This is a genomic window from Streptomyces sp. NPDC059679 (assembly GCF_042734105.1).
Taxonomy (GTDB): Bacteria; Actinomycetota; Actinomycetes; order Streptomycetales; family Streptomycetaceae; genus Streptomyces.
The window spans coordinates 1-24587 of the sequence record NZ_JBHWES010000078.1 but is presented as its reverse complement, the minus strand read 5'-3'; the positions used below and the strand labels follow the sequence as shown (position 1 = coordinate 24587).

General features: G+C 71.2%; 20 protein-coding genes. 8 read left to right on the top strand and 12 right to left on the bottom strand.

The genetic code is table 11. The features are described 5' to 3' along the window. Positions 1 to 31: 31 nt before the first annotated feature. Complete coding sequence (locus ACFV2X_RS47180; RefSeq protein WP_385628490.1) at positions 32 to 1291, bottom strand: helix-turn-helix domain-containing protein; 1260 nt, start codon at positions 1289 to 1291, stop codon at positions 32 to 34. A gap of 439 nt (positions 1292 to 1730) precedes the next feature. On the opposite strand from ACFV2X_RS47180, the gene ACFV2X_RS47175 reads away from it, so the two are divergent. Next, positions 1731 to 2870, top strand: coding sequence for a methyltransferase domain-containing protein (locus ACFV2X_RS47175; protein WP_385628487.1), 1140 nt, complete (start codon positions 1731 to 1733; stop codon positions 2868 to 2870). An 88-nt stretch (positions 2871 to 2958) separates the two neighbouring features. Here the strand turns inward: ACFV2X_RS47175 and ACFV2X_RS47170 are convergent, their stop codons facing one another. After that, positions 2959 to 3174, bottom strand: a complete 216-nt coding sequence (locus ACFV2X_RS47170; protein WP_385628485.1) for a DUF397 domain-containing protein — start codon at positions 3172 to 3174, stop codon at positions 2959 to 2961. 277 nt (positions 3175 to 3451) lie between these two features. Between ACFV2X_RS47170 and ACFV2X_RS47165 the strand changes: the two genes are divergently transcribed. The 6 genes from ACFV2X_RS47165 (at position 3452) to ACFV2X_RS47140 (ending at position 9556) form a co-directional block, all read left to right on the top strand. Then, a complete protein-coding gene (locus tag ACFV2X_RS47165) occupies positions 3452 to 3964 on the top strand; it encodes a cupin domain-containing protein (RefSeq protein WP_385628482.1) in 513 nt (170 codons plus the stop codon). 238 nt (positions 3965 to 4202) lie between these two features. Beyond that, entirely contained in the window at positions 4203 to 5498 is a 1296-nt protein-coding gene (locus tag ACFV2X_RS47160) for an RNA-guided endonuclease InsQ/TnpB family protein (RefSeq protein WP_385628480.1), read from the top strand. An 18-nt stretch (positions 5499 to 5516) separates the two neighbouring features. After that, a complete protein-coding gene (locus ACFV2X_RS47155) occupies positions 5517 to 6101 on the top strand; it encodes an MFS transporter (RefSeq protein WP_385628478.1) in 585 nt (194 codons plus the stop codon). Between the two features lie 418 nt (positions 6102 to 6519). Next, positions 6520 to 7233 (top strand): hypothetical protein, encoded by a 714-nt coding sequence (locus ACFV2X_RS47150; RefSeq protein WP_385628475.1) that lies wholly within the window; start codon positions 6520 to 6522, stop codon positions 7231 to 7233. After that, positions 7230 to 8393, top strand: coding sequence for a S8 family serine peptidase (locus ACFV2X_RS47145; RefSeq protein WP_385628473.1), 1164 nt, complete (start codon positions 7230 to 7232; stop codon positions 8391 to 8393). Before ACFV2X_RS47150 ends, ACFV2X_RS47145 begins: the two co-directional genes overlap by 4 nt. Before the next feature lie 194 nt (positions 8394 to 8587). Next, a complete protein-coding gene (locus tag ACFV2X_RS47140; RefSeq protein WP_385628472.1) occupies positions 8588 to 9556 on the top strand; it encodes a ferritin family protein in 969 nt (322 codons plus the stop codon). A gap of 107 nt (positions 9557 to 9663) precedes the next feature. Here the strand turns inward: ACFV2X_RS47140 and ACFV2X_RS47135 are convergent, their stop codons facing one another. The 6 genes from ACFV2X_RS47135 to ACFV2X_RS47110 form a co-directional block, all read right to left on the bottom strand. Next, a complete protein-coding gene (locus tag ACFV2X_RS47135; protein WP_385628469.1) occupies positions 9664 to 10218 on the bottom strand; it encodes a hypothetical protein in 555 nt (184 codons plus the stop codon). A 156-nt stretch (positions 10219 to 10374) separates the two neighbouring features. Further along, entirely contained in the window at positions 10375 to 12702 is a 2328-nt protein-coding gene (locus tag ACFV2X_RS47130) for a heavy metal translocating P-type ATPase (RefSeq protein ID WP_385628468.1), read from the bottom strand. 139 nt (positions 12703 to 12841) lie between these two features. Next, positions 12842 to 16684 (bottom strand): multifunctional oxoglutarate decarboxylase/oxoglutarate dehydrogenase thiamine pyrophosphate-binding subunit/dihydrolipoyllysine-residue succinyltransferase subunit, encoded by a 3843-nt coding sequence (locus tag ACFV2X_RS47125; protein WP_385628465.1) that lies wholly within the window; start codon positions 16682 to 16684, stop codon positions 12842 to 12844. Positions 16685 to 17027: 343 nt separating this feature from the next. Then, entirely contained in the window at positions 17028 to 18251 is a 1224-nt protein-coding gene (locus tag ACFV2X_RS47120) for a sensor histidine kinase (RefSeq protein WP_385628464.1), read from the bottom strand. 50 nt (positions 18252 to 18301) lie between these two features. After that, on the bottom strand, positions 18302 to 19042 hold the full coding sequence (locus ACFV2X_RS47115; protein ID WP_089514274.1) for a response regulator transcription factor: 741 nt from the start codon (positions 19040 to 19042) through the stop codon (positions 18302 to 18304). A 102-nt stretch (positions 19043 to 19144) separates the two neighbouring features. After that, positions 19145 to 19891 (bottom strand): spermidine synthase, encoded by a 747-nt coding sequence (locus tag ACFV2X_RS47110; RefSeq protein ID WP_385628461.1) that lies wholly within the window; start codon positions 19889 to 19891, stop codon positions 19145 to 19147. Between the two features lie 212 nt (positions 19892 to 20103). On the opposite strand from ACFV2X_RS47110, the gene ACFV2X_RS47105 reads away from it, so the two are divergent. Then, a complete protein-coding gene (locus ACFV2X_RS47105; RefSeq protein ID WP_385628458.1) occupies positions 20104 to 20946 on the top strand; it encodes a rhomboid-like protein in 843 nt (280 codons plus the stop codon). Here the strand turns inward: ACFV2X_RS47105 and ACFV2X_RS47100 are convergent. The 4 genes from ACFV2X_RS47100 to ACFV2X_RS47085 form a co-directional block, all read right to left on the bottom strand. Beyond that, entirely contained in the window at positions 20898 to 21509 is a 612-nt protein-coding gene (locus ACFV2X_RS47100) for a hypothetical protein (protein WP_385628456.1), read from the bottom strand. The genes ACFV2X_RS47105 and ACFV2X_RS47100 overlap by 49 nt on opposite strands. Next, positions 21506 to 22831 carry a hypothetical protein gene (locus tag ACFV2X_RS47095; RefSeq protein WP_385628453.1) on the bottom strand — a complete coding sequence of 442 codons (1326 nt, stop codon included), beginning with the start codon at positions 22829 to 22831 and terminating at the stop codon, positions 21506 to 21508. The genes ACFV2X_RS47100 and ACFV2X_RS47095 overlap by 4 nt, the downstream gene beginning before the upstream one ends. Before the next feature lie 11 nt (positions 22832 to 22842). Next, a complete protein-coding gene (locus tag ACFV2X_RS47090; protein ID WP_385628451.1) occupies positions 22843 to 23640 on the bottom strand; it encodes an ABC transporter ATP-binding protein in 798 nt (265 codons plus the stop codon). Continuing rightward, positions 23637 to 24587 (bottom strand): zf-HC2 domain-containing protein (locus tag ACFV2X_RS47085; protein WP_385628449.1); only part of this gene is annotated, 951 nt, incomplete at its 5' end. The genes ACFV2X_RS47085 and ACFV2X_RS47090, both read right to left, overlap by 4 nt.

Sequence of the window (24587 nt, the reverse complement as noted above, 5' to 3'; positions counted from 1 at the left end):
AAATGCAGCGGAGCTGCGGCCGTCGAGGGGGTCAGTAGTCGCGCAAGGCATCGACCAGGGTGCGTGCTTGAGGTGCGCCGCGCCCCAGGAGCAGCGCTGCGGTGGTGTGCAACTCGTTCCAGGCGTGGGGGCGGCTGACGGTGGTGGCGTCGGCGATGAAATCGAAAGCGGCCTGTGTGGCTTCCTCGAAGTGACCGGCTGCGGCGAGGGCGTGGGCAAGATAGGCGCGGTACCGGGATCGGTCGCGCCGATATTGTGCGGGGAGGGCGCTGATCCCAGTACGCAGAAAATCGGCGGCGGCATTCCAGCGACGTAGGTGTAACTCGGCCATGCCGCGTTGCAGCGTGAACCAGTTCTCCCCGTAAAAGTACATCCACGGTGGCTCGTCCTCGGGCTCTTCGGCGGCACGGTTGATGAGGTGCTGTGCCTTGTCGAGCAAATGGCGGGCGGTGTTCGCGTCGCCGCTTAATGCTTGGCCACGGGCCTCCATCTGGACAGCCATGCCCTGCATGCCGAGAGACGTTCCGTTGTAGGCACTCCCTGCGGCCTGGGCCAGTCGGATGCAACGGCGAGCGTTGCCCGCCGACCAGGCGAGGTGGGACTTCATGCTGAGGGCTGTAGCCGCCATGTTGGGGTCGAGGGCTTCTAAGGCCCAGTCGGAGGAGCGGTCGTACCAAGTGAGGGCCACTGGCGCGTTGCCTTGGTCCTCTGCCATCCAAGCGAGGAATTGGGCGTGCTCCGAAGCGAGGCGCACCACACGGGTCGCCAACTCGCCTGACGCGCCTGCGTACAGATCTGTCACGGTATCCAACTGCCGACGCACCATGCCAATGAGTGGCCTCGACCCGAGTGTGTCTTCTGCCCGGCGATGCTCGGCGAGAAGGCGTTCGAGCCAGTCCAATGTCGTGTGGTCGACGCGTGTTGGAGATGCCACGGTTTGGGTCAGCCGGTCAAGCAGATCAGGATCGGGAGCGAGGCTGTCCGACCTGAGTGAGGGGACGGGCGTCGGAGTCGGTCGCACACCGCCGGTGAAGAGCTCGACCGGGATGCTCAACCCTTCGATGATGCGCTGCCGGACCTCTGTCGAAGTGACGCGGCGCCGTCCGCGTTCGATCTCGGAGACATCTGACTGAGCCAGTCCTACGAGCGCGCCGAGTCGGGTCTGGCTGGTGCCGGTCAGCTGACGCCACACGCGGAAGAGCTGCTGCCAGTTCTCGTCGCCGGCTGCGGCGGCCAGCCGGGGGTGCGTCCACAAGTTCGATGCGGGTTCTGGTGCCGACTTGTTCACCATGGTTTCGACTATAGGGCGGTGCTATAGGGAACTGGGCTGGTCGGCGATGGCTACCCCTCGAAAAGGTGGATCTGACGCAAGACAGCCCGAACCAGTCCGGAGCCGCCATCTCATGTCCGCGATGACGATCAAGGTGTACAAGGTCAATCCCTGGACGGGGAAGCGGACGAGTGTCTGCTCGTGGTCGTGCCCGCCGATGGCCTACGGCGATCCATTCAGCCTGTCGTCCGTCTGGCCGCCGTGCGAGTGCCCGCGCTGCCGACAGCGGGACCGGGGAGGCGCCTGGAGCCGTGCGTTGGAATCGACGAAAGGAAGGAAAGCCGATGGGTAACCACGGAAAGCCACCAGCCCCCAACCCTCAGCCGAAGGAGCCGTCGCCGAGTGACAGCGACAGTCAGCACCCGGATGTGTCGAATCCTGGGAGCGGGACGCACCGCAAATGATCCTCGATGAACTGCGCGTTCAGGCCGCCGAGATCATTGGCGGCCTGGACGGGTTTCCCGCGCCCTGGATGCGCGAGACCTTCCTCAAGGTGCCGCGCCATGCGTTCGTGCCCGACACCGTATGGGTGTGGTGGGAGGACGCTTACCGACCGCTTCACGCCTCCGATGAACCGGACACCTGGGCCGCGTTGGTGTACGACCCGCTGCACCCCTTGGTCACACAGGTGGACGACGGGCAGGTCGACGGCAGAGACGCGGACGCGCGAGGAGCCCTGCCCACCAGCTCGATCAGCGCCCCGAACGCGGTGTTCACCATGCTCGCCGCCGCGGATGTGCGCCCCGGTCTGAAGGTGCTCGAAATCGGCACCGGCACCGGCTACAACGCCGCGCTGCTCTGCGAGCGGGCCGGGGAGGCGAACGTTGTGTCGGTCGAGGTGGACGCTGGGCTGGCGGAGGGGGCCGTTCGGCGGCTGGCCGCAGCCGGGTATCTGCCGCGCGTGGTGGCGGGCGACGGTGAGTGCGGTTGGGCGGGCGGCGCACCGTACGACCGAGTGTTGTGCACGGCGTCGCTGCACCACGTTCCGTTCGCGTGGGTCGAGCAGACCCGGCCCGGTGGCCTGATCGTCACCCCGTGGAAGACGACGCTCCAGCCTCATGGGATGGCCTGCCTGCGGGTGTCGGAGGACGGCGGTTCCGCGAGCGGACACTTCGGGCACCCGATGTCGTTCATGGATCTTCGGGGGCAGCGGCGCCCGAAATCCCTGCTCAGGGACGTGTACACCGTCGAATCCTGGGAGGAGAGCCGCGACAGCCGTACCGACCTCGACTTGTCGTTCCTGGACGACAACTTTCACGCACGGTTCGCGTTGGGCCTCCGGCTTCCCGGTGTGCATGCCGACCGGGAGGGCGACGCGTGGTGGTTCACCACGGCCGACTCGTGGGCGTACGTATGCGACGGAAGCGTTCAACAGTGGGGCCCGCGTGACTTGTTCGCGGATGTGGCAGGCGCGTATCAGTGGTGGCGGGCGGCTGGGGAGCCGGAGCTTTGCGAGTTCGGGCTCACGATGACCGCTGACCAGCAGGTCGTATGGCACGCGGACCCGGATCGTGGTCATCAGTGGGAGCTGCCCGTCTGAAGTGGCGGTGGCCGGACCAGGACACGGACACGCCGACGCCACGGCGTGTCCGCGTCCCATCCGCCGCAAAGCCGTCCAGGCGCGAGGATCAGGCGGGGCGGAACTCCCCGTGCTTGACGACCTGGACGAACGAGGCCCAGGTGGCGGCTTCGAAGATCAGGGCAGGGCCCTCGGGGTTCTTGCTGTCGCGGAGCGGGACTATCCCGGGTATGCCGTCGGCGACCTCTATGCAGTCGCCCCCTTGGGTGTTGCTGTAGCTGGACTTGCGCCACACAGCCGTGCTCAGGTCGGGGGTGGTTGGCATGAGTCGCAGACCTCCATGGTGGTTTGGATCAGCCTCGTCGAATTCTTGGGCGACGGTCGTACGCCCGTGCGAATGGTAGGCCTGCTAGCACCCATCGCGTAATAGATGTGCGACGGAAGCATCCAACAGTGAGGCCCGCGCGACGGCCGGGGAGCTGCTGGCGCCCCCCAAATTGACCCACTGAATCGACGCCTTAATGAACCATCCAGTGGGTCTTTCGGCGACCTAGCTTTGTTGGTGTCAAGGGGACATCCGCCACGAGCAGCTAGGAGCCACCATGAACATCAACACCACCCCCACCGCCCCCGTCCTCGTCCGCGCCGACCAGGCCAAGACGCTTCAGGACGGCGCCACCAGCCTGATCACGCTGCTCGCCGACGCGGGCGTGACCGACGGGGCGCTCACCGCGAACAAGGCGACCTTCGAGAAGGGGTCGCCCGGGGCTCCGGCGCACTTCCACACCAAGGCCACCGAGATGTTCTTCGTGCTCGACGGAACGATGCGCATCCTGGTCGGCGACGAGGTGCACATCCTCGGCAAGAGTGACTTCCTGACCGTGCCGCCGACCGTCCCGCACGCGTTCGCGCCGGCGGCGGACAGCACCGCGGAGTTGCTGGTGGTGTTCACGCCGGGGCTGCACCGCTTTGACTACTACCGGCTGCTGGAGCGCGTGTACCGGGGCGAGGCGAGCGTGCAGGAGATTCGCGCGAGCTCCGAGACGTACGACAACCACTACTTCGAGAGCCCCGTGTGGCAGGACGAGCTCGCCGGGCGCCGTACGAGCAACTGAGCCGGACCCGGAGCCACGGCTCCATCACGTACCGCCGCCACTCCACGATCGACAGCGGAGCACCGCCCACCGGCCTTCGGTGGGGGAGTTCACGCATGCGCGTCAGGTGCGCGTCGGTGAACATTTTGTGTCGTACTTCATTGCGCAATCCAAAAGCACATGCGAGAGAAAGGGCAATGGCTGCCAGTTCTGATCGATCCATGCTGGGTCATAAACCAGCCGTCGTACGGTGATCGGTATGAAGCTCAGGTACTCCTTCCGTGCGTACCCGAGCGCTTCGCAGTGCGGCAGGTTGGCGAGGGCGTTCGGGTGTGCCCGCGTCGTATGGAACGACGCCCTCCGCCTGCGCCGCGACGCCCACGCCAAGGGCCTGCCTCGTCCGAAGGCGGCCGAGTTGTCCAAGCGGGTTATCACCGAGGCGAAGAAGACGTCCGAGCGGGCGTGGCTCGGTGAGGTGTCTGCGGTGGTGCTTCAGCAGTCCCTGCGCGACCTGGAGAGTGCCTACAGCAACTTCTTCGCCTCGAAGAACGGCACCCGGCGCGGCCCGGCGATGGGCCCGCCGAAGACGAAGAAGAAGACCGCCCGGCAGGCGATCCGGTTCACCGCGAACGCCCGCTGGTCCATCACCGAAGGCGGGAAGCTGCGGCTGCCGAAGATCGGCGACCTCCAGGTGCGCTGGTCCCGCCAGCTGCCCTCCGAGCCCTCGTCCGTGACCATCATCAAGGACCCGTCCGGCAGATACTTCGCCAGCTTCGTGGTCGAGGCGGAGGACAAGCCCTGGCCCGAGCTGGATGTGGAGGAGACGGACACCGGGATCGACGTGGGCCTGTCCTCCTACGCGGTGCTGCGCCGCCGGAAGATCGCCTCCCCGAAGTTTTTCCGCCGTCAGGAACGCAAACTCAGGCGCGCCCAGCGCGCTGTGTCCCGCAAGCAGAAGGGATCGAACAACCGGCGCAAGGCCCGGCAGACCATCGCCAGGATCCATGCCCGCATCGCCGACCAGCGGCGCGACTTCATCGAGCAGGAGACCACCCGCATCGTCCGTCAGAGCCAAGCGGTCTATGTGGAGGACCTGAACGTGAAGGGCATGGCCACCCGGCGCGGCAGGCTCGGCAAAAGCGTCCACGATCAGTCTCTCGGCACCTTCGCCCGCACCCTCGAAGCCAAGTGCACACGGTATGGGCGGACTTTCGTGAAAGTGTCACGGTGGTTCCCCTCCACCCAACTGTGCTCCAACCCGAGGTGCGGACGCCTCACCGGCCCCAAGGGCCGCCAACAGCTCCACGTCCGCGCCTGGACCTGCACAGGGTGCGGCACTCGCCATGACCGGGATGAGAACGCCGAGGTCAACATACGCGCCGCTGGACGGAAACGCGCCGCTGAAATGCGGCGCGAGGCGGAGCGTCAAAACGCCTGTGGAGAGCACGTCAGGCCCCGCACGCCGGGGCAGCGCTCGTCGAACCAGGAACCCACCCGAAGCCCCACCGCCGCACGCGGCCGGGCAGGCGGGAATCACCCACGTTCACGTGGGTGAGGACGTCAATTCCAGGGCGTGCACGGCTACGACGCACTGCCCGCCGGGCTGGCGTGCCTGGTCCCCATGGTCGCGATCGCGGTGGGCTCGCAGACCGCCGGACGCCTGGCGACGCGGTACGGCATTCGCGCGGTGCTGATCGCGGGGCTGGTGGTCGGTGCGGTGGGCACCGTGGTGGTCGGGGCCTCGATGGCCGTCGACGCCTCGTACCTCGCGCTGGTCCCCGGGCTGGTGGTCATGGGTCTTGGCCAGGGCGCGGGCTACACCCTGATGTTCGGGGCCGCCGCCCTCGGGGTGGCGCCCCAGGAGCAGGGCGCCGCGTCGGGTGTCGCCTCGACCAGCCAGCAGGTCGGCGGCGCGGTGGGGCTCGCCCTGCTGGTCGCGGTCGCGGGCGCGGGCCTCGACGGGCAGCGCGGCGAGGCGCTGCGCGCGGCCACCACGGATGGGCTGCGTACGGCGGTCTTCGTCGCGGCGGCGGGGATCGTGGTCACTGCTCTGGTCGCGCTGGGGCTGCGTCGGCCCGCGCCGGAGCGGGTGGGCGAGCCGGTGGCTGAGCGCGCCACCGAGGCCGTCGACTCCCGGCCCGCCGCAGCCCATGTCTGACGTGGTGACGGCCACTTCCCCGGCGAGGACCAGAGGACCAGGGGCAACGCCTTCGGCCGCCACCGCCTGCCGTATCCTCGCCGGGAACGTCGCGGCCGGGCCGGTGAGCTGAGCATTTCCGCAGCTAGGGGAGGGCGGCCGCTCCCATCAGAAAGTCTTTATGGGGGGATTGGGAGTCCAGATGTCCTACCCGCCGCCTGTCACCCCGGGCAGTCCGAATCCGAATCCGTATCCGTATCCTCAGCAGCCGCCGATGCCGTCCGCGCCGCCCCCGGGCGCTGCCTTCTTGCCCCCGGGCGCCGCCGTGCCGCCCCCTGGCGCAGCGGTCCCGCCTCCCGGACAGGCGCCCTGGCCGCCGCAGCCCCCGCCGAACCGGGGTTCCGGAGATGGTGGCGGTGGCCGGAAGGTGCTGGGTTCGGTGCTCGCTGCCGTCGGAGCGCTGCTGCTCATCGGCGGTGGCGCGCTCACCGCTCACACGTACAGCAACTACCAGCAGAAGCTGCCGAATTACGCATACGGCAACGTGATATGGCGTGACGAACCGGTGGACAAGGTGTTCCCGGCGACGCTCGGCGGCCGTGGTGGCTACAACGGTGGGCTTTACGACCGTAAGCAAGCGTTGTGGAACCGCGTGGGGATCTCACCGGAGACCGACTGCGACAAGGGCCTCACGCGCCACACGCTGAAGGCTGCCAAGGACAATGGCTGCAAGGCGGTCCTGCGCGCCACATATGTCGACTCCACCGGGAACATGGTCGCGACGGTCGCGCTCGTGGTGCTACCCGAGGGCCCTGCCGAGGGCGGGCCGAAGGAGAAGGTCGTCACGGCCTTCGAGGACAAGCGCAGCTCCGACGGCGCGGTCGCTCCGTACGCGGTGCCCGGCACCCTGGCCGCCAAGTGGAAGGACCGCAACGGCGCCTACGTCACCGCGGCCTACGGCGAGAACCTGCCGTACGTCCTGGGTGCCAGCATCGGCTCCGTGGACGGCTACGTCGCGGGTGTTCTGCCCGGCGAATGGGGTGAGTACGGCGGCAACGACACCGACCGCGAGTCCTGGCACGCCAATGCCGAAGACCTCGTCGGTCTCTTCCGCGCCCATATCGATCGCCTGCAGACGGGAGACCCGCGGTGAGCACCCGATCCATACGCAACACCACCGTCAGCGGTGCCGCCCTGACGGTCCTCATAGGCGCGGCTCTCTCCTGGGGCGCGGTCCCCGCCGCAGCCGCCGAGAACGCCCCGGCCGGCTGGGAGTCGGCCGCCCTCGGCCTGCCCGCGGCGCACAAGGCCACCCAGGGCGAAGGCGTGACCGTGGCGGTGCTGGACAGCGGCATCAATCCCGACCACCCGGCGCTCAAGGGCCGGGTGACCAAGGTCGGCCCCGATTTCTACGACTCCGACGGCCTCAAGTCCGGTGACGCCGGGTACGGCGAGCACGGCACCGCCATGGTCTCGGACGTCCTCAAGGTCGCGCCCAAGGCCAAGATCATCACCGCTCGGGTGATCAACGACAGCAAGGAAGAGAAGTTCGAGCGACTGAAGGACGGTGTCAGTCCGCTCGCGAAGGGCATCGATTTCGCGGTGGAGAACAACGCCGACGTGATCTCGCTGTCCCTCGGCGGAGGCCTGTTCGGCGACCTGGACGGAACCGAAGTGTCAGCCATAGCCCGTGCTGTGCAAAAGGGCGTCACCGTACTGGCCAGCGCGGGCAACAGCGGAGACGAGCTCAACGACGGCAACTTCCCCGCGGGGTACGCGGAAGTGATCTCCGTCGCCGCGACCAAGCCCGGTGGTCAGCGCGCCGACTTCTCCACGGTGCGCACCCACAACACCATCGCCGCCCCCGGCGTCGGCATCACCAGCGCCGACAAGGACGGCGGCTACCAGCAGATCAACGGCACCTCCCCGGCCGCGGCGCTCGCCGCCGGTGTCACCGCGCTGATGCTGGCGAAGAACCCGGACCTGACCCCGGCGCAGACCCGCGCGATCCTGATGCGCACGGCCGACCATCCGGCAGGCGGGCACAACGCGCTCGTCGGTGCCGGCCAGATCAACGCCGCGGCCGCGGTGCGCGCGGCGGCGAACCCGCCGGAGGTCGACACCGCGCCGAAGCCGTACAAGGGAAGTGTCAAGCACTTCGCGTCGCCGACCGGCACCAGCAGGACCTCCCATCCACCGATGGAGACGGAGATGCTCGCGATCGGCCTCGGCGCGGCCGGCGGCGGCGTGCTGCTGGTGACGTGGGGCCTGCTGCTGTTCCGCAAGAGCAGGAGACAACGAGCCGCGGCCTGAGGCGGCGCGGGCGTGGGAAGCGGGGGCTCCGGCAGGAACGCGGCCTGCTGAGACGAGCGGAGCGCATCGGTGAAAGGCACACGATTTGACCGTGCGTATTCCGTCGTAAAGGTCGCTGATCGGCGGTGGTGCGGCTGTGCGAGTGGCATGAGGAGGGGGCACCCGCACCCAGAAGTGCCCCGAAGGAGGACGTCATGTTCCGCCACTCGATACGCACGCTTGTGATCGGCCTGTGCACGCTGACAGCGACCGCGCCGGCTGCCACCCCCGTGGCCCTGGCGGTGGCGGTCGGTCACCGGCAGGTCACGCACACTGCCGCCCGGGCCGTGCACCCGCGGACTCTCTCCGACCTGGCCACCGCCATGAAGGGGGAGGCGTTCGCCTACGCCTCCTACAGCCTCTTCGCTGTCGAAGCCGACCGCCAGGCATACCCGGCCGTCGGCAAGCTCTTCCGTGGCACGGCGCGGACCGAGCTGAACGAGCACCTGCACCAGGCCGCCACCCTGGCCGGAACGGTCGGATCGAACGCGGCCAACCTGCGCCAGGCCATCAACGGCGAGACCTACGAGCACCAGGTCATGTACCGCGGCTTCGCGGCTCAGGCCCGCACGGACGGAGACCTGGCGGCTGCCAAGCTGTTCACCGAGATCGCCGCGGACGAAGGCCGCCACCGCGGCGCCTACCGCACCGCGCTCACGGTCGTGACCACCGGCCGCGGCACCATCCCGGCGCCGCCGAAAGCCGACATGGTGCCGGTGCCCGCGGGGCCGCCGAAGGTGAAGGCCAACCGGACGAAGGCCAACCTCGACACCGCGATGCACGGTGAGGCACTCGCCCACGCCAAGTACAGGCTGTTCGCCGCCCGTGCGCGGCAGACCGGCAACATCGCGCTGGCCCGGCTGTTCGAGGGCACCGCCCGCGTCGAGTTGCATGAGCACTTCGCCGGCGAAGCGGTCCTGGCCGGTCTGGTCCGCACCACGAAGACGAACCTGCGCAAGGCCGTCACCGGAGAGCGCAACGAAGCCACCGTCCTCTACCCGGGCTTCGCCAAGCGGGCCACCGCGGTCGGCGACACCGCCGCCGCGCGCTACTTCCGCGACACCGCCGCCGACGAAGCCAAGCACGCGGCGGCCTTCCAGCAGGCACTCAACCGGCTGCACTGACGGCCTCGGCCGCGCTCGGAGACCGGTCGCACATCACGCGAGGCGGTCCGGCCGGCCGACGCCGCGCACAGGCCGGCCGGACCGCCCCTGACGCGGCTGCTGCCGCGTTACCGCCCGGGGCCGGACCGGCTTGTCGAGAAACGGCCCTGCCAGGCCGCCCTCGCACCCGAGTCGCCGATCCGGTACACCTGGATGACCGCGCCGACGGCCACGACCAGGGCGATCACCAGCGCCACGACACGCACCGGCAGGGCAGAGGCCACCCGGGCCACCGTGGACGCCCCGCCCCCGGTGGGGCTGTCGCCCTCCCCGCTGCGCTCTCGTTCCCGGCGAAGGCCGAAGTGGCCGAGCAGCCATACGGCGACCGTCAGCACGAACAGGGCGATCGCCCATGGAGTGAGACTGGGTCCCATCTCGGCATGTTCCTCCAGCGCCGAAGTCTCCCGCACTCGGTCCTCCAGCCACTCGCCGGATTCGGTGGTCAGCACGACCAGAACAAGAGTGACCACCCCCATGATCGGAAGCACCAGGCTGAGCCTGCGCGCCGCCGCAGGCCACGGCGCACAGATCACGAGCGCCAGCGCCGTCAGCGGGACCAGCACCGCTGCGCCGTGAACGAAGAGGGGATGGCCGGGAAGGCCGTTGATCAGCCCAACATTCACGGGATCTCCTCCGGCGGGTGCGCACAAGGCGCGTTCGGTCACATATCCATTGCTTCGGGCATTGTGTGGCAGATGTGTCGACGTGCGGAGGGCGTGCGCGCGTATGGAGCAGTGCCCGGAGGGCGGTGAACGGTCGGTTGCCGCCGACGCTTCATGTCATGGGGCCAAGGAGAAGTAGCTCTCCTCCTCCTGGGAGAAATGCAGTCGCAGGACGGTGTGCAGTCCGTAGAGACAGGAGCGCAGATCGTCGAGTTGTCCGGCGTCCAGGCCGCCGCGGGCGTGGGCCAGGTGCAGGTGCGTGGCGATACGCCGGGAAAGACGCTCGATCTCGGTATGGGCGCGGCTCATGGTGGCGGTGGTCTCGGGACCGCCGAGCGTGGGAGCGAGCGCAGGGTAGAGCTGGTGCTCCTCGGCGTACTCGTGCGGCAGGAGCCGTTCGGTCAAAAGCCGGTGCGTCTCCTCGACGGCGGCGAGTGCCTTCGGGCCGGGGCTGTCGGAGAGGCGGTCGGCGGCGGCGCGTACCGCCTCGAGGACGTCCTGAAGGTCATCGTGTTCGGCCGCGAAGCGGTGGATGAGCGCTTCGGCGGCCGGGGTGAGAGCTGGTCGCGCCGCCTGGTCGACGCGCAGGGCCCGCAGGGCGTTGAGGATGACCGCGACGTCGATGCCCTCCTGGAGCAGGGCGCCGGCGGCGGGCGGGAGCAGGCCGGCGGCGGCCGCGGCCATGGCGGCGAGCGACATCAGCATGCCGCCCAGCGCGCTCTGCACGGCGATGCGCCGGGCGCGTTCGGCGATGGCGACGGCATCGGCGAGGCGGTCCACGCGGTCGGTGGTCAGGACGATGTCGGCGGCTTCGGAGGAGGCGGTGGAGCCACGGGCGCCCATGGCCACCCCGACGTCCGCCGCGGCGAGCGCGGGGGCGTCGTTGACGCCGTCGCCGACCATGACGGTGACGGCGCGGTCGCGTTCGGCGCGGACCGCGGCGACCTTGTGCGCGGGGCCGAGCTCGGCCCGTACGCCGTCGAGACCGAGGACGGCGGCGACCTCGTGCGCGGGCTCGGCCCGGTCACCTGTGAGCATCATGATCCGCTCGATGCCCGCCGTCCGCAGGTGGCGCAGGGTTCTGGGGGCGTCGGAGCGTATCGGATCGCGAAGGAGGACGGCGCCGGCCACGTGCCCGTCGACGGTCAGCCAGGCGACGGCCGCACCGTCGAGCAGTGCGCGGTTGTCCACGCCTCTGGCCCAGGACGGCGCAGCACCCGCGGTGTCGATCCGGCCGATGGACGCCCGATGCCCGTCCACGGTGCCCGAGGCGCCCCGGCCGGGGTCCTCGGTGACGTCCGCCACCACGGGCAGCTCCAGTCCGCGTTCCCGGGCGGCGTCGACGATGGCATGGGCCAGCACATGCGGGGAGTACTGGTCGACTGAAGCCGCCAGGCGCAGCACCTGCGCCGGCTTCCACCCCGGTGCGGCAGCGACGTCAAGGACACGAGGACGGCCGCCGGTGAGGGTGCCGGTCTTGTCCAGCAGCACGGTGCGGGCTCGGCCGAGGTTCTCCAGCGCGCCGCCACCGCGGATCACCACACCCAGGCGTGAGGCGCGGGACAGGCCGGAGACGATCGCGACCGGCGCGGCCAGCAGCAGCGGGCACGGGGTGGCGACCACCAGGACCGCCACCGCCCGTACCGCGGAGCCGCTCAGAAGCCAGGCCAGCCCGGCCACCGCCAGGGACAGCGGCAGGAACCAGGCCGCGTACCGGTCGGCCAGGCGAACCACGGGAGCGGACGCCGCACCGGCCTGCCGAGCCAGCCTCACGATCTCGGCATAAGCGCTGTCCTGCTCAGTGGCGGTGGCCCTCAGATTGAAGGCGCCGCCCGCGTTGACCACCCCGCTGCGTACGGCTTCGTCCCTCGGTCGCTCGATGTGCAGGGCCTCCCCGGTGAGCACCGACTCGTCCAACACGGCGATGGCGCTCTCCACGCGGCCGTCGACCGGGACCACTTCCCCTGGGCCCACCACGAGCAGGTCACCGACTTCCACCTCGGCAAGCGGAACCGTGCGCGCCCCGGCGTCGGTGAGGCGCCGGGCCGTGCGCGGCGCGCGTTCCACAAGGGCCCGTACATCGTGGGAGGCGCGCCGCCCCGCTGCGGCTTCGAGAGTGCGGCCGGTGGCCAGCATCAGCGCGATCAGCGCGCCGGCCAGGTACTCGTGCACGGCCAGGGTGCCGCCGAGGGCGAGAACCGCGATCAGGTCCACGCCCGCGCGACCGCGCCGCAACGCGGCCACGACCCACCCCACCGCCGGGACAATGGCGGACACTGTCCCCAGGCCCCACAACAGGTCCGCGAGGCTGCCGGCACCGACGGCCCAGGCCACACCGCCGGCCGTCAGAGCAGCTGCCGTGACGGCGAGGAGGGACGGCTCCAGACGCGCCGAGACGGCGGCTGCCGAACGGCGAACCGGCCCTGCGGCGGCGAAGTAGTTCATGGGCGCACCTCTGCTCCCATCCTCGGCCTGAGCCCGGTCCGTCACATCTCGGCGTCGGCCCGGAAGCCGGAAGGCCCGGCCCCGCATCGCGCGGGAGCCGGGCCTTCCGTACAGCTACGGCTGACAGCCTCAGGGCAGGTCAGATCTCGAAGACCTCGTTGACCAGCGCCTGCTGCTCCGCCTGGTGCCGCTTGTTCGACCCCACCGCCGGGGAGGAGGAGTGCGGCCGGGACACCCGGACGAGCCGCTCGGAGGCCGGCAGGTCCGCGCCCACCGAGAGCTCCAGGTGGTCGATCAGGTTGAGCGCGACGAACGGCCACGCGCCCTGGTTCGCCGGCTCCTCCTGCGCCCAGACGAACTTCTGGACGCCGGAGTACTTGGCGATCTCGGCCTGCAGCTCGGCGCCCGGCAGCGGGTACAGCCGCTCCAGCCGGATGATGGCCGTGTCCGTCAGCCCGCGCTTGTCCCGCTCGGCGGCCAGGTCGTAGTAGACCTTGCCGGAGGTGAAGACGACCTTGCGGACCGCGGCCGGGTCGACCGTCTCGTCCCCGATGACCGGGCGGAAGGCGCCGTTCAGGAACTCCTCGGTCTTGGAGGCCGCCGCCTTCAGACGCAGCATCGACTTCGGGGTGAAGACGACCAGCGGCTTGTGGTGCGGGTTGTGGACCTGCCAGCGCAGCAGGTGGAAGTAGTTCGACGGCAGCGTCGGCGCGGCGACAGTCATGTTGTTCTGCCCGCACAGCTGGAGGAAGCGCTCGATACGGGCCGAGGAGTGGTCCGGGCCCTGGCCCTCGTAGCCGTGCGGGAGCAGCAGCGTGACGCCGGAGGTCTGGCCCCACTTCTGCTCGGCCGAGCTGATGAACTCGTCGACGATCGTCTGCGCGCCGTTGACGAAGTCACCGAACTGGGCCTCCCACATGACCAGCGCGTCCGGCCGGGCCAGCGAGTAGCCGTACTCGAAGCCCATCGCCGCGTACTCGCTGAGCAGCGAGTCGTAGACGTTGTAACGGGCCTGCTCGTCGTTGAGGTAGAGCAGCGGGGTGTAGTCCTCACCGGTCTCCCGGTCCACCAGCACCGCGTGGCGCTGGCCGAAGGTGCCGCGGCGGGAGTCCTGGCCGGCCAGCCGGACGGGGGTGCCCTCCATCAGCAGCGAGCCGATGGCCAGGGTCTCGCCCATGCCCCAGTCGATCGTGTCGTCCTCGATCATCGCCGCGCGCCGCTGGAGCTGCGGGTACAGCCGCGGGTGGACGGTGATCCGGTCGGGGATGTTGACCTGGGACTCGGCGATCCGCTTGACGACCTCCTGGCTGACGGCCGTGGAGACCGCCACCGGGAACTCCGGCTGAGGCTCGGGGACCGCGGTCGGGGTCGGCTGCGAGGTGGCGTCGCGGACCTCGGTGAAGACCTTCTCCAGCTGGCCCTGGAAGTCCTGCAGCGCCTGCTCGGCCTCTTCCAGGGTGATGTCGCCGCGACCGATCAGCGACTCGGTGTAGAGCTTGCGCACCGAGCGCTTCTTGTCGATCAGGTCGTACATCAGCGGCTGGGTGAAGCCGGGGTTGTCGGTCTCGTTGTGACCGCGGCGGCGGTAGCAGATGAGGTCGATGACCACGTCCTTGTTGAACGCCTGGCGGAACTCGAAGGCGAGGCGCGCGACGCGCACCACGGCCTCCGGGTCGTCGCCGTTGACGTGGAAGATCGGCGCCTCGATCATGCGCGCGACGTCCGTGGCGTACATCGAGGAGCGGGACGCGGCCGGGGCGGCGGTGAAGCCGACCTGGTTGTTGATGACGATGTGCACGGTGCCGCCGGTGCGGTAGCCGCGCAGCTGCGACATGTTCAGCGTCTCGGCCACGACGCCCTGGCCCGCGAAGGCGGCGTCGCCGTGCAGGGCGACGGGCAGGACGGTGAAGTCGGTGCCGGCCTTGCCGATGATGTCCTGCTTGGCGCGGACCACGCCCTCCAGGACCGGGTCCACCGCCTCCAGGTGGGAGGGGTTGGCGGTCAGCGAGACGGCGATCTGCTCGCCGTCCAGGCCGGTGAAGGTGCCCTCGGCGCCCAGGTGGTACTTCACGTCGCCGGAGCCGTGCATCGACTTCGGGTCGAGGTTGCCCTCGAACTCGCGGAAGATCTGCGCGTACGACTTGCCGACGATGTTGGCGAGGACGTTGAGCCGGCCGCGGTGGGCCATGCCGATGACGACCTCGTCCAGGCGCGACTCGGCGGCCGCGTCCAGCACCGCGTCGAGCAGCGGGATGACGGACTCGCCGCCCTCCAGCGAGAAGCGCTTCTGGCCGACGTACTTCGTCTGCAGGAAGGTCTCGAACGCCTCGGCCGCGTTGAGCCGGCGCAGGATCCGCAGCTGCTCGTCGCGCTCCGGCTTGGCGTGCGGGCGCTCCACGCGGTCCTGGATCCACTTGCGCTGCTTCGGGTCCTGGATGTGCATGAACTCGATGCCGGTGGTGCGGCAGTACGAGTCGCGCAGCACGCCCAGGATGTCGCGCAGGTTCATCATCGTCTTGCCCGCGAAGCCGCCGACCGCGAACTCGCGCTCCAGGTCCCACAGGGTGAGCCCGTGCTCGATGATGTCCAGGTCAGGGTGCTTGCGCTGGCGGTACTCCAGCGGGTCGGTGTCGGCCATGACGTGGCCGCGGACCCGGTAGGAGTGGATCAGGTCGAAGACGCGCGCGGCCTTGGTGACGTCGTCGTCGTGCGAGACGTCGATGTCGCGCAGCCAGCGGACCGGCTCGTACGGGATCCGCAGCGCCTTGAAGATCTCGTCGTAGAAGTCGTTCTCGCCGAGCAGCAGCTGGCTCATGATCCGCAGGAACTCGCCGGAGGCGGCGCCCTGGATCACCCGGTGGTCATAGGTGCTGGTCAGCGTCATGACCTTGGAGATGCCCAGCTTGTTCAGGGTGTCCTGCGACGTGCCCTGGAACTCGGCCGGGTACTCCATGGCGCCGACGCCGATGATCAGGCCCTGTCCGGGCATCAGCCGCGGCACGGAGTGCACGGTGCCGATGCCGCCCGGGTTGGTGAGGGAGGCCGTGACGCCGGTGAAGTCCTCCATCGTCAGCTTGTTCGCGCGGGCGCGGCGGACGATGTCCTCGTAGGCCTGCCAGAACTCGAAGAAGTTCAGCGTCTCGGCCTTCTTGATCGCCGCGACGACGAGCTGGCGGTCGCCGTTGGGCTTGACCAGGTCGATGGCGAGGCCGAGGTTGACGTGCTCGGGCTTGACCAGGGTCGGCTTGCCGTCCTTCTCGGTGAACGAGTGGTTCATCGAGGGCATCGCCTTCAGCGCCTGCACCATGGCGTAGCCGATCAGGTGCGTGAAGGACACCTTGCCGCCGCGGGCGCGCTTGAGGTGGTTGTTGATGACGATGCGGTTGTCGAACAGCAGCTTGACCGGGACGGCGCGCACGGAGGTGGCCGTCGGCAGCTGGAGGCTGGCGTTCATGTTCTTCGCGACGGCGGCCGAGGGGCCACGCAGCGTGACGTACTCCGGACCGGCGCCCGGGGCGGCCGGTTCGGCGGCCTTGGCGGCGGGCGCGGCTGCGGCCTTCGCGGGCGCGGCCTTCGCCGGAGCGGCGGCCGGGGCCGGAGCCGCGGGCTTCACCGGCGCCGGGGCCGGGACGGCCTGAGCGGCGGGCGGCGCGGCCGGGGCGGCGGGCTTCGCCGGAGCCGGCGCGGCACCGTTGCTCACCGGGGCCGGCGCGGCGGCGCCGGTACCGGCCGCCCCCGCAGCGGCCGGGGCCGGCGGGGCCGTCGCGGACTCGGCCACCGCGGAGCTGGTGTCCTGGCCCGGCTTGTAGTCGGCGAAGAAGTCCCACCAGGCTCGGTCGACCGAGTTCGGGTCCTGGAGGTACTGCTGGTAGATCTCGTCGACGAGCCACTCGTTGGGGCCGAACGCGGCGGCAGGGTTACTCCCCTGACCGTCCTGCTGGTCGGTCGAGACGCTCGAACTGTTGGGGGACTGTGGCGACACGGCGGCAACCGCCCTCTTCCGCTTCCTAAAGGTGGTGGACAGCGGGAATAAAGGCTACGCCTCTCGGACCCTTACGTGCAGGCCGCACTGGTCATCGTCGCGCAAGTCACATTGATCGGCTGGTTTCGGGGCCTGAGGTGGCGGGAATCACCGCTGGTTCTGGTGCGCGATGGGAACGCGAAAATGCGCCCACACCCGCTCGGATGTGCGCGACCGTCGACGCATGTGCGCCGTCGTTGACGACTTTACGTCAATTTTGATCTCTGTGGGGCTCGGGTTCGTCTAGAAGATCTGCCAGAGACCAGCGGCCCGTCAGTGGTCTGCCGGCGGCCGCTGGGTGGTCTCAGGGCTCTTTGGAGTGGGTCCCCGGCAGGCTGACCTTGATCCGGCAGCCCCGGGGCGACTCGGCCACGCCTATCCGCCCCCCGTGCAGATCCACCGCCCACCGTGCGATGGCCAGCCCGAGACCCGTACCGCCGTCGCTGCCCTGTCCGGGCCCGCGCGGCGCGCCCGGCTTTCCGCCCTGAGCGGACGGGCCGCCCCGGTTGAAGCGCTCGAAGACCCGGTGGCGCTCCGCCTCCGGGATCCCCGGGCCCTCGTCCAGGACCTCCAGCTCCAGGCTCTCCGGCCCCTCGCCGCGCCGCGCCCGTACGGTGACGCGGCCGTGCGCCGGGGAGTGCTTCACGGCGTTGTCGATGAGATTCGCCACGACCTGGTGCAGCCGCTCCACATCGGCGTGCCCGGCCAGGTCGGACGGGAAGACGTCCAGGTTGAGGTGCACGTCCTTGCGGGCGTGCGCGCCCGAGCTGCCGGCCGCGTACGCGCTCTTGGCCATGCTGGCCTCCTTGAGGATCCCGGCCAGATACGGCCAGACCTCGAAGCGCCGCGCGTACAGCGGCACCACACCCTTGTCCAGCCGGGACAGGTCGAGCAGCTGCTCGACCAGCCGGCCCAGCCGCTCGGTCTGGCGCAGCGCGATGCGCATCGTCTCCGGGTCGGCCTCCGATACCCCGTCCACGACGTTCTCCAGGACCGCGCGTAGTGCCGCGATCGGCGTGCGCAGCTCATGGGAGACGTTCGCGACCATCTCCTTGCGCTGGGTGTCCACCGCCTCCAGGTCGGCGGCCATCCGGTTGAACGAGGTCGCCAGGGCGCCGAACTCGTCCCCCCGCTGGGCCGCGCTCACCCGGCGGGTGTAGTCGCCGTGCGCCATCGCCCGGGTGACCTCGGTCATCTCGTCCAGCGGGGCGGTCAGACCGTGCGCCACGAACTGGGTGATCAGCAGTGAGGCGATGATCGAGAAGATGGTGATGATACGCAGCTCGGTGTCCGAGTGCATCGCGGCGAACACCAGCAGGGTCGTGATGATCACCGAGCCGATGACCAGCGCGCCCAGCGCGGCCTTCACCGACCGGTACGGGTCGAACGGCTTCAGGGCCTCCCACAGCCGGTCCCACAGCCGGTCCCACTGGCGGCCCCAGGCGGCGCGCCAGGTCTCACGCCAGGTGTGGCGCCATTTCTCGCGGCGCCAGACCTCACGGCGCCAGGTCTCGCGGCGCCAGGTCATGCGGCGCCATTTCTCGCGGCTCCAGACGGCCGTCCGGCGGCCCGAGGGCCTCATGCCGCCGGGGTCTCCAGGGCGTATCCCACGCCGTGCACCGTACGGATCCGCTCCGCGCCGATCTTCCGGCGCAGCGCCTTGATATGGCTGTCCACGGTCCGGGTGCCCGAGGCGTCCGCCCAGTCCCAGACCTCCGCGAGCAGCTGCTCCCGGGAGAGCACCGCACGCGGCGTGTTGGCCAGACAGACCAGCAGATCGAACTCGGTCGGGGTGAGGTGCACATCCACGTTGCGCACCCGCACCCGGCGCTGCGCGTGGTCGATCTCCAGCTCGCCCAGGCGAAGAATGCCGCTGCGCGGGGTGTGCGCGGCAAGCGCCGCCCGCTCGACGCGTCTGAGCAGCACATGCACCCGCGCGGCCAGTTCCCGCATGGAGAACGGCTTGGTCATGTAGTCGTCGGCGCCGACACCCAGGCCCACCAGCATGTCGGTCTCGTCGTCGCGCGCGGTGAGCATCAGCACCGGCACCGGGCGCCTGGCCTGCACCCGGCGGCAGACCTCCAGACCGTCGAACCCGGGCAGCATCACATCGAGCACCAGCAGATCCGGCTGCCACGCCTCGGCCGTATCGACGGCCGCCGGGCCGTCCCCGGCCGTCTGTACCTGGAACCCCTCGGCGCGCAGCCGGGCCGCGATGGCGTCCACTATGGTCGGATCGTCCTCGACGACCAGGACCCGGCGCTGTGCTCCCGGCGTGGTCGTGGCGGCTCCGTTGTGGCTGCTGTGAGTCTGCTCCATGCGCCCGCCCCTGCTTTGTTCCGTGAAACCGCGGCTCCTGGCTGGTCAATTGCCCGGCCGCGCGCGCTGGCAAGCAGCGTAAAGGCAGCCTACGCGGCTCGGCTACGCGCCTCGAATCGCGAGGTGAACCACGTCCGGGACACCTCGGGCAACGCTGATCTCTTCGGTCCGCACCCCCGTGAAACCGGCATTCCGGAGAGCCTCCTCGAAGGCGGACGAGGGCTGGGCGGACCATACCGCGAGCACTCCGCCCGGGGCGAGGCGGGTACGGCAGGCGGCGAGACCCGCGGGGGAGTAGAGGCCGTCGTTGTCCTCGGTGACCGTCCAGTCGGGGCCGTTGTCGATGTCCAGGCAGAGCGCGTCGTAGCGCTCGGCTGTCGTGCCCGAGTGCAGATGGGCGACCAGATCGGCCCGGATGACCTCGGTACGGGGATCGGCGAGCGCGGCGGCGGAGATCCGGCCCAGCGGGCCGGTGCGGTGCCAGTCGATGACCGCCTCCTCGCGCTCCACCACCGCGATCCGGCCCCACCGCGGCTCGGCCGCCGCCTCGGCCAGCGAGAACCCGACGCCCAGGCCGCCGATCAGCAGCGCGGGCGCCTGGCGGCCGGCGGGCAGGGCGTTCAGCGCGGCGCGGATCAGAAGGCGCTCGGAGCGGCCGTCGGAGGTGTCCATCAGGAAGCACCCATTGGCGATGATCTCGAAGACGGGCTGTGCGGTGCCGGTGCCGGTGCCGGTGCCGGGGTCCCCCGCGCCGCGCCGCCGCAGCACCACCTCGCCGTACGGGCCCTCGCGACGGTCGAGGGTCACGGGGCGGTCGGGGTCGGCTGCGGTGTCGTACGGCGGGTGCACGGGGGGCGAGGTCCTTCCGGGGCTGCCGGGGCTTGGGGGCTGCTGGGGCTTCGGGCTGCTGAGGGCGAATCTACCCATCGGGGCCGAGCCGGCCCAGGACGGTTGTGGCGGCGTTCACAACTGCGGGGCTGGTGACATGAAATGCGACCCGGCCGTTGTTGTGACGGGATGGCGAGGAGAGGGCCGGGACGGCAAGAGGAAGGAGCGTCGGCGTGACGGAGACACGAGCGGCCGGTACGGCGGCCGGTGAACCACGCCGGGCTCTGCGCCCGCCGAAGCGTTGCCGCGCCGCCGCGCGCCGCGCGGCCACGGCCTCCCTCTCCGGCCCAGCGGCCCCCGACGCCGCCACACCACAGCTCTCCCCGGCCCCGACCCGGGCCCCGCGCGCCGTACGTACGTGGGCGCGGATCGTGCCCAGTCCGGCGCGGACGCCGTTCACGCTCGGTTACGCCGTGGTCCTGGTCGTCACCGGGCTGTTCGCCCGGCTCGCGGACCCGGACCTGGTGCACGACATCCTGACCCACTCCAGCACCGACGTCGTGAACCTCGCCGATCGCCCGGTGCTGGTGCTGGTCGCCAGCGCGGTGTGGGTCGCGGGCGGGGTGCTGATGCCGTACATCCTGGCCTTCCTCCTCGTGGTCGGGGCGCTGGAGCGGCGGCTGGGCGGCTGGCGGACCGCCGGGGTGTTTCTGCTCGGGCATGTGCTGGCGACGCTGCTGACCGAGCTGCCCGTGGCCGCCTCGGTCGCCGCCGGACACCTGCCCGACAGCTCGCTGCGCCGGCTCGACTACGGCATCAGCTACGGGCTGCTCGCCTGCACCGGCGCGCTCGCCGGGCTGCTGTGGCCCCGGCTGCGCTGGACGCTGCTCGGCGGGATCACGCTGGCGCTGGTCCTGGACCTGGTGGAGTTCGCCGATCCGCTCACCGACTGGGGCCATCTGCTCGCCCTGACGACCGGCGTCCTGTGCTGGCCGTACGTGCGGCGGGCCGTTCAGCGGCGTGAGGTTCAGCGGCGCGAGCCGGGGCCCTCCGGGCGGGCGCCGCGCAGCGCGTAGAGGCAGCTGCCCGCGGCGAACAGCGCGGCCGCCGTCCACCACGCCGCCCGCTGCGGCCCCGGCTGGACCGACCAGGCCCAGACCGCGCCGGAGCCACCCGGTTCGGCCCGCGCGGTGAAGTAGACCGCGCTGGTGTGCACCAGCATCGGCAGCCAGCTCAGCCGGGCGCCGATGAGCGCGGCGGCCAGGGCGGTGACCCCCACGGAGCCCAGGACGTTACGGGCCATGGCGTACGCCCCGTACACCTGCGAGTCGCCCGGGACGGCCATCGCCAGCAGCCCCGCCGCCACCGCCGTGAGCAGCAGCAACTGGCAGGCGCGCCGCGGCCACCAGGGGCGTACGGCCGTCCGGTCCAGCTCCTCGCTGTGGGTGTACAGGCTCGCCCCGATCGCGGCCGAGACCAGCAGCGGTGCGAGGACGACGACAGGCAGCCGGGCCCGCGGGCCGAGGTCGGAGTGCGCCACGACCCAGTCCGCGAGCCAGGCGGTGGTGGGCCAGGCAGCGGCCAGGACGGCGACGGTCATGGGCAGGGCACGCGAGCGCGCGTACAGCAGCAGGCTCATGGCGCCGTCACCTGCTCCAGCCGGCAGGAGCGCGCGGCGGCGAAGTAGGTGCCGAGCCAGCGGGTGCGCTCTCGGTCGGGCATCGCTTTCAGCCTCTCCAGATCACGGGTGTAGCCCGGTGCGTCCTGGCCGACGGGCGGCTCGGGCCGGGGCATCGGCGCCAGCCACTCGGCCACGGCCTCGCTGAGATCGTTGTAGCGGTCCTCGTCCGAGATGCCCGGGCAGGACGGCGCCGTGGTGGCGCCGAGGGCGGCGTTGGCCGCGAACATCTCCGGCTCGACGATCCGGTTGCGCCGGAAGTAGTACTCCACGCCGGACAGCGGGGCGTCGGTGCGGCGCGCCTCGCTGTCGTCCAGGCTCTCGACGATGCGGGTGGGCGCGTTCGGTACGGTGCGCAGCTTCGCCGTCAGCCCGGCCAGTGCCGCGGACGCGTCCGGCAGCATCCTGCTGTGCGCCCGCGTGACGCAGACGCGCGGGGCGCCGTCGTCGCAGACCAGCGCGGCGCTCGCCGGGTCCGGGCGCCATACGCCGTCGCCCGTCTGCGCGATCAGGACGGCCGCGGCGGCCGCCGCGGTGAGCGGCGCGAGCGCCAGCGCGCGGGCGCGGCGGCGGGCGGCGTAGGCCAGCAGCGCCGCCGCCGCGAGCCCGGCCGTCCACACCATCGAGGCGGGGCCGAACCACCACACCGGCCGGTCCCAGGAGTAGATGTGCTCCTTGCCGGGGCTCAGCCATGCGACGGGGGAGTCCTGGTTGGCGATAAAGGGGTCGACGGCGAAGACGACGAAGGCCACCAGGGGCGGGGCCAGCCGCCACGGCACGAGCCGGCCGGCGAGGAACCCCAGCGCGGCGATCGCGGCGATCGCCGTCGCGTCGGCCGCGATCAGCGATGCGTACGGGCCGCCGTAGCTTGCGTACTGCCAGGTCACCGACAGGCACACGGCGGTCGTGAGCAGATATCCGGCGACCGGCCACAGGATGGCGGGCGCCGCGGCCAGCAGGGTCCGCCGGAGGCGCGGGCGCGCGGCCGTGGCCAGCAGCTCCTCCGTACCTCGTCGGCGCTCCCGCCCGCCCTGCCAGCATGCGGCCGCCGCCGCCAGCGGTGCGCCGAGCAGCAGCCCCGCCGTGCGCAGCATGTCCGCCGTGTCCGACCAGCCGGTCAGCCAGTCGTCGGCCTTTTCGTACGCGGCGAACAACAGGGCGGCCAGCGTCGCGACGCCCACGGCCGGGCCGATGCCGCGGCGGAGTTCGGTGCGCAAGGGGCGCGCGGTGCGCGGGAGGGCGATGGCGCGCCTGGAGTGCGTGGCGCGCGGGGGGCGGATCATGGTCGTCCGGCTCATCGGGTCACCGACCATCCGGAAGCCGTAGCGGCCGCGCCGGACCGGTGGCGCCGCAGGGCCACGGCGTAGCCGCGCTCGATCGGGTTGTCGCCGAAGTCCTCCGCCCCCGCCTCCTCGCCGAGCGCGGCCAGGGCGTGCGGCGTGCCGCGGTAGGCCACCCGGCCCGCGCCGATCAGCGTGACCTCCGTACAGGCCGCGGCGACGTCCTCGACCAGATGGGTCGAGACGATCACCGTCGCGTCGCGGCCCAGCTCCCGCAGCAGCGCCCGGAAGTCCACCCGCTGCTCCGGGTCGAGCCCGGCCGTCGGTTCGTCGAGGAGCAGCAGATCCGGGTCGTTGACGATCGCCTGGGCGATGCCGACGCGGCGCACCATGCCGCCCGACAGGGTGCGGATCTTCGCGTCGATGCGGTCGGCCAGCCCGACCCGCGCGACCGCGCGCTCCACGGCGGCGGGCGCGGCGGCGCGCTCCATCTCCTTCAGCCACGCCACGTACGCGACGAATTCGCGCACCGTGAAGCCCGGGTAGTAGCCGAACTCCTGCGGCAGATAGCCCAGCCCGCGGCGTACGGCGGTGCGGTGCGCGGGCGCCGAGACATCGCCGCCGAGCAGTTCCACCCGCCCGGAGGTGGGCGGGGCGACGGTCGCGAGGACGCGGATCAGGGAGGTCTTGCCCGCGCCATTGGGGCCGAGCAGGCCGTGTACGCCGGTGCCGAAGGCGAGGTCGACGGCGTCGAGGGCGGTGGTCCTGCGGTGCCGGACCGTCAGCCCGTGCACGGAGACGGCGCTGTTCACATGCGCTCCAGGTGGTCGAAGGAAGTACGGCGCAGGGCCAGCAGCCCCGCGCACAGCGCCGCCGTCGCTGCCCAGCAGCTCTGGGCGGCGGGGCCGGAGAGGACGGCGGCGAGGGAGTCGGACACGGCCTCCGCGAGGGGGACGCGTTCACCGTCGGCCGGGCCCGCGAGGAGCGCCGGGGCGCCGACGGCCAGCAGCCAGCCCGCGGTGACCGCGCAGGTGGCGATCCGGCAGCCGACGTACGAGGCGAGGGCGAGCGCGGCGAGCGTGAGCGCGAGCCCCGGCAACAGCCAGGCCGAGGCGGCGGGCGCCCCGGCGGCCGCGGGCAGCAGCTGCCCGACGAGGGTCAGCAGCGGCACGGACACGGCGAGCACGGCCGCCGTACGGGTCAGCAGCAGCCGCAGCCCGCCGGACGGCGTGGACGCGGCGAGCTCATGCATCGGATCGGCGTGCCGCCCGTACGAGACGGCCACCCCGGCGGACGGCAGTACGGGCGCGAGCACCAGCAACAGCGGCCGCACCCCGGAAACCCCCGCGGCCCGCGCGGCCCCGGCCGCGACGACCCCCGTCACCAGCATCGCCACCAGCCAGGGCCCCCGCACCGCGGGCCCCGCGGCCCACGCCACCCACCCCCGGGGCGCCCGCGAGGGCCCTCGGCCGAGCGGCGAGCCACGACGCCCGGCGCCCTGCCGCGCGGCAGGGCCCGATACGGCTGGGCTGTCGCCGGGAGTAAGGGGGGCTTTGGTGGCGTGCGGGCGCCGCGCCCACCACCTGTGCCGGGAGGGCCTGATGCCGCCCGCAGGCTCTTGCCGCGCAGCGTCCGGGGCGGCGGCCGTCGCGTTCGAGGCGGCGGCGAGGCCCGGGGCTGCGGCCCCGGCGCCCGGCCGTGGCGGCAGCCCGGCGGTTCCGCGCGCGGCCGCCGCTGGCGCCGCGGCGGCTGCGGCCCC

Coding starts and splice junctions, on each gene's coding strand:
- ACFV2X_RS47100 (WP_385628456.1), bottom strand. CDS start 21,509: ATGAGCCTGCTGCTGTACGCGCGCTCGCGTGCCCTGCCCATGACCGTC.
- ACFV2X_RS47115 (WP_089514274.1), bottom strand. CDS start 19,042: ATGGAGCAGACTCACAGCAGCCACAACGGAGCCGCCACGACCACGCCG.
- ACFV2X_RS47170 (WP_385628485.1), bottom strand. CDS start 3,174: ATGCCAACCACCCCCGACCTGAGCACGGCTGTGTGGCGCAAGTCCAGC.
- ACFV2X_RS47095 (WP_385628453.1), bottom strand. CDS start 22,831: ATGATCCGCCCCCCGCGCGCCACGCACTCCAGGCGCGCCATCGCCCTC.
- ACFV2X_RS47130 (WP_385628468.1), bottom strand. CDS start 12,702: ATGAACTACTTCGCCGCCGCAGGGCCGGTTCGCCGTTCGGCAGCCGCC.
- ACFV2X_RS47140 (WP_385628472.1), top strand. CDS start 8,588: ATGTTCCGCCACTCGATACGCACGCTTGTGATCGGCCTGTGCACGCTG.
- ACFV2X_RS47180 (WP_385628490.1), bottom strand. CDS start 1,291: ATGGTGAACAAGTCGGCACCAGAACCCGCATCGAACTTGTGGACGCAC.
- ACFV2X_RS47165 (WP_385628482.1), top strand. CDS start 3,452: ATGAACATCAACACCACCCCCACCGCCCCCGTCCTCGTCCGCGCCGAC.
- ACFV2X_RS47175 (WP_385628487.1), top strand. CDS start 1,731: ATGATCCTCGATGAACTGCGCGTTCAGGCCGCCGAGATCATTGGCGGC.
- ACFV2X_RS47160 (WP_385628480.1), top strand. CDS start 4,203: ATGAAGCTCAGGTACTCCTTCCGTGCGTACCCGAGCGCTTCGCAGTGC.
- ACFV2X_RS47120 (WP_385628464.1), bottom strand. CDS start 18,251: ATGACCTGGCGCCGCGAGACCTGGCGCCGTGAGGTCTGGCGCCGCGAG.